The organism is Burkholderia sp. Ac-20353 (genome assembly GCF_017104785.1).
Taxonomy (GTDB): Bacteria; Pseudomonadota; Gammaproteobacteria; order Burkholderiales; family Burkholderiaceae; genus Burkholderia.
Genome location: NZ_JAAGPL010000469.1, coordinates 1 through 1,402, shown reverse-complemented (window position 1 = coordinate 1,402; position 1,402 = coordinate 1). Strand labels below are relative to the sequence as shown.

The 1,402-nt window shown below is 72.0% G+C and carries 1 protein-coding gene and 1 pseudogene; both read right to left on the bottom strand.

What is annotated here, in order from left to right:
- Positions 1 to 1,183: beta-ketoacyl-[acyl-carrier-protein] synthase family protein (locus tag G3N94_RS41370; RefSeq protein WP_205799913.1), on the bottom strand; the 1,183-nt coding region annotated here is incomplete at its 3' end.
- 63 nt (positions 1,184 to 1,246) lie between these two features.
- A pseudogene (locus tag G3N94_RS42830) lies at positions 1,247 to 1,402 on the bottom strand (polysaccharide deacetylase family protein); the annotation flags it as partial.

The window sequence follows — 1,402 nt, the reverse complement described above, 5'->3', positions numbered from 1 at the left end:
GGATCAGGCTGCAATTCGTGCCGCCGAAGCCGAACGAATTGGTGAGCACGTAACGCACGCGCGCGGCGCGGCTTGCGAGCACGTAGTCGAGCGCAAGCGCCGGATCGGGATGCGTCGTGTTGATGCCGGCCGGCACGAACTGCTCGCGCAGCGCGAGCGCGGCGACGACCGCTTCGAGCGCGCCTGCCGCGCCGAGCGTGTGGCCGGTCGCGCCCTTCGTGGAGCTGCACGGCGTGCGCTCGAACAGCGCGTCGACCGCGCGGCTCTCGGCCGCGTCGTTGCTCGGCGTCGCGGTGCCGTGCAGGTTGATGTAGTCGATGTCACCGGCGCCGAGGCCGGCCGACGCGAGTGCGTGCTCGATCGCGACGCGCGCGCCGAGCCCTTCCGGATGCGGCGACGACATGTGATGCGCGTCGCTCGTTTCGCCGATCCCGAGCAGCAGGATCGCGTCGTCGCCGAGCGCGTCGGGTGACTGGGGCGCGCGCTCGACGAGCGCGAACGCGGCGGCCTCGCCGATCGAGATGCCGTCGCGCGCGACGTCGAACGGCCGGCACGGCCGCCGCGACAGCAGTTCGAGCGAATTGAAGCCGTACAGCGTGGTCAGGCACAGCGAGTCGACGCCGCCGACGACCGCCGCGTCGATCAGGCCCGCTTCGATCATGCGGCGCGCAGAGCCGAACACCTTCGCACCGGACGAGCACGCGGACGAGATCGCCATCGCCGGGCCGCGCAGCGCGAAATACGCGCGCACGAACGCGGCGGGCGAATACGGGTTGTGCGTGTGCGCATAACGAAAATCGGCGGGCAGTACGCCGCTCGCCGGATCGCGGCGCTGGTACGCGCGCTCGGTCTCGAGGATGCCGGCCGTGCTCGTGCCGACGAACACGCCGACGCGGTGCACGCCGTAGCGCGACACGGCCGCCGCGACGCGCTCGCCGAAGCCGTCCTGCGCGAGGCCGAGCTGCGCGAGGCGGTTGTTGCGGCATTCGAAGTCGGTGAGGTCCGCGCGCACGGGCTGCGCATCGACGCCGGCCACCGCGCCGATCCATGTATCGAGATCCGCGCGCTCGAAGTCGCATGGCGCGAGGCCGCCGCGCGCGTCGCGCAGCGCGTCGAGGGTCGCGTCGAGGCCGCGGCCGATGCAGCTGGTGGCGGTGAAGTGCGAGAGCAGCAGAGGTTTCACGAGGGTCGAATCCGGTAGCCGGAGCGGGCGCCGCAGCGGGGCTGGACGGCGCGCCGATCATCTTCAAATTTTATCAAACGGGTGATCCTGGGCGGCGGGCTGGACAGCCGGCTCGCCGGACGTTTCGGGCAACAGCGCGGCGCGCAGCGTGGTCCAGCGCAGTTGCGCGTCGGCGGCCGCGCGAAGCACCGCCGGCAGCACGTCGAGCACGACCGGCTC